This window comes from [Mycobacterium] manitobense (assembly GCF_025821665.1).
Taxonomy (GTDB): Bacteria; Actinomycetota; Actinomycetes; order Mycobacteriales; family Mycobacteriaceae; genus Mycobacterium; species Mycobacterium arseniciresistens.
On record NZ_JACKSJ010000265.1, the window covers coordinates 1 to 3,280 of the forward strand.

The 3,280-nt window shown below is 73.8% G+C and carries 3 protein-coding genes; all 3 read left to right on the forward strand.

Annotation, left to right across the window (positions count from 1 at the left end):
• The coding region (locus tag H7I41_RS29205; RefSeq protein ID WP_264016150.1) for a pentapeptide repeat-containing protein at positions 1–1,273 on the forward strand (1,273 nt) is incomplete at its 5' end.
• Between the two features lie 74 nt (positions 1,274–1,347).
• Complete coding sequence (gene hemE / locus H7I41_RS29210; RefSeq protein WP_264016151.1) at positions 1,348–2,412, forward strand: uroporphyrinogen decarboxylase; 1,065 nt, start codon at positions 1,348–1,350, stop codon at positions 2,410–2,412.
• Positions 2,409–3,280 (forward strand): FAD-dependent oxidoreductase (locus H7I41_RS29215; protein WP_264016152.1); only part of this gene is annotated, 872 nt, incomplete at its 3' end. The genes hemE and H7I41_RS29215, both read left to right, overlap by 4 nt.

Genomic DNA, 3,280 nt, shown 5'->3' on the forward strand with positions numbered 1-3,280 from the left:
CGGGCTGCCGTACGGGGCGCTGCGTGTCGGGTGCGCGGTCGTGGCCGCGCTGCTGGTGGGTGCGGCCGTCGCGCGGATCTGCCACCCGGCGCAGACGCTTCGGCGGGAACTGCGCAGCAGCCTGACCGCCTCCCGCAGGCGCTCCACCCGCACCCCGCTGCTCGGTGCCGTGGTGCTGGCCGCCGTCCTTGGCGCCGGGGTGGCGGCGGCGCTCACCTGGAAGGTCACCGGTGAGGTGCTCCCGAGCGGTGCCGCCGACACCTCCGCCTCGGCGATGCGGGCCGCGCTGCCACTGCTGGTGGGCGCCGCCGTGGCGGTGCTGCTGGTGCTGGTGTTCCGTCGGCAGCTCGACGCCGAGCGCGGCCGCTTCGCGGAACGCTTCGGCGCGGCCTCGGCGCAGCTGGGTGACGCGGAGGCGGCGACGCGTATCGCCGGTGTCTTCGCGCTGGCCGCCGCGGCCGACGAGAGCCCGACGTTCGCCCGCAGGCAGCAGTGCATCGACGTGCTGTGCGGCTACCTGCGGCTGCCGTATGACCCTGAATTCGGGGCCAACCACCTCGCCGAGCTCGTCTCGACCACGACCTGGACCGCCACCGCGCCCGCGACGAACATCGAGGAGAGCCGCAGGCAGGCCATCCGCCAGAACGACGGGGAGGTCCGTCAGACGGTCGTGCGGGTACTCGCCGCCCGGCTGCGGCGCGACGCCGACGCATCCTGGGCCGGCAACGACTTCGACTTCACCGGCGTGCTGTTCGAGGACGCGTCGTTCGCCGGGGCGGTGTTCCGCGGCCGGCGGGTGCGCTTCGACGGGGCGACGTTCCGCGGCGAGGCCACGTCGTTCGAGGGCGCCGCGTTCGACGCCGACCGGGTGTCGTTCGACGGGGCGCGGTTCGTCACGCCGGCCACCACCTTCGCCGGCGCACGGTTCCGCGCCGGGCACGTCTCCTTCGAAGGCGCGGTGCTCGAGGGTGTCGACGTGTCGTTCGAGGACACCCGGTTCACCGGCGAGGACGTCTCGTTCCGCAAGGTCGCCTTCGCAGGGGACAGGACGTCGTTCGCGCGCGCGAAGTTCAAGTGCCTGCAGGCGGCGTTCGACGCGCCGGTGATGTGGCGTGCGGTCACGTTCGACTGGGAGAAGCCGGAGACACCAGGCGGCAGCCCGCAGACCATCCCGCGCTGCATCGGCCCGCGTCCGTGGCCGCCCACGCTGTCGGAGGATCAGCTGGTGGAGAAGAAGGGTGTCCGCAAGAGCATGGAGGCCGCCCGCGGCTGACCTCGGGTCCGGAGGCCGCCCGCGGCTGATCCGCCCGACGCCCGGTTTCGCGCCGCGTGGCAGCATTGGACGCGATGAATATGCGTCGTGAGCTGCCCGAGTCGCCCTACCTGGCCGCCGCGGCCGGTCGCAAGCCGAACCGCGTGCCCGTGTGGTTCATGCGGCAGGCCGGCCGGTCTCTGCCGGAGTACCGCGAACTGCGGGCGAAGAACACCATGATGCAGGCGTGCTTCGACGCCGAGCTGATCACCGAGATCACCCTGCAGCCGGTCCGAAGGCACGGTGTCGACGCCGCAATCCTGTTCTCCGACATCGTCGTTCCGCTCCGCGCCTCGGGCATCGCGTTGGACATCGTGCCCGATGTCGGCCCGGTGATCGAGCACCCGATCCGCACCGCCGCCGACGTGGCGGCCCTGAGACCGCTCGAGCGCCAACAGGTCGCGCCGGTGGCCGACGCGATCGGGATGCTGACGCGCGCGCTCGGTGAGGTGCCGCTGATCGGGTTCACCGGTGCGCCGTTCACCCTGGCCTCCTATCTGGTCGAGGGCGGGCCGAGCAAACACCATGAGCGCACCAAGGCGATGATGCTCGGTGAGCCCGAGACCTGGCACGCACTGATGACCGCGCTCACCGACGTCACCATCGGTTTCCTGCAGGCGCAGGTGGACGCCGGCGTCGATGCGATCCAGGTGTTCGACTCCTGGGCGGGCACGCTGTCGCTCGCCGACTACCGCGGCTATGTGCTCCCGCACACGGCACGGGTGTTCGCCGCTCTCGCGCCCGCGGGCGTGCCGATGACGCACTTCGGGGTGGGCACCGCCGAACTCCTCGGCGCGATGAGCGAGGCGGTGGCCGGGCGGGGAGCGCCCGGTGTGGTCGGGGTGGACTGGCGCACCTCGCTGGCCGACGCCGCCGCCCGCGTCGACCCGGGCATCGCGCTGCAGGGCAACCTCGATCCGGTCGTGCTGCTCGCAGGCTGGCCGGTGGTCGAGCGGGCGGTGCGCGCGGTGGTCGAGGACGGCAGGCGTGCGGTGGACGCCGGCGCCGCGGGCCACGTGTTCAACCTCGGCCACGGCGTGCTGCCCGCGACCGATCCGGGCATCATCACCCAGGCCGTCGAGCTGGTGCACGCGTTGTGACGGCCCGCTACTGCGTTGTCGGAGGCGGCATCTCGGGTCTCGTCGCCGCCTACCGGTTGCGGGTGGCGAGCGGTCCCGACGCCGACATCACGGTGTTCGACCCCGCCGACCGGCTCGGCGGGGTGCTGCGCACCGAGCGTGTCGGCGGCCAGCCACTCGACGTCGGGGCGGAGGCGTTCATCGCCCGCAGGCCCGAGGTGCCTGCCCTGCTCGCCGAACTGGGCCTGTCGGCCAGGCAGATCGGCACCACAGGGGTCCGGCCGCTGATCTACAGCGGGGGCCGCCTGCATCCGATGCCGCAGGGCACGCTGCAGGGCATCCCGGCTCAGGCCTCGGCGCTGGCCGGCCTGGTGGACGACGCCACCCTGGCCCGGGTCGCCGACGAGGGCGCCCGCCCGCTGGCGTGGGACCGCAGCGCCGATCCCGCGGTCGGTGAACTGGTGGGCGACCGGTTCGGCGAGCAGGTGGTCACCCGGTCGGTCGACCCCTTGCTGGCGGGGGTGTACGCCGGATCGGCCGCCACCATCGGCGTTCGCTCGGCGGTGCCCACGTTGGCGTCCGCGCTCGATCGCGGGGCGCCGTCGCTGACCGATGCGGTGCGCTCAGCACTGGCCGGCGCGGGGCCGGTGACGGGGTCGGTGTTCGGCGCCGTCGAGGGTGGTTACGCGGTGCTGCTCGACCACCTGACGCGGCAGGCGGACGTGCGCTGGGCGCAGGTCGCCGTCGAGCGTGTCGACCGCTCCGGGCAGGGCTGGGCGGTGGTCGACGACGAGGGCACCGCGTGGCCCGCGGACGCCGTCGTGCTCGCGCTGCCCGCCCCGGGCCTGCCGCGCGTGATCGAGGCGGTGGCGCCGCGGACCGCCGCGGC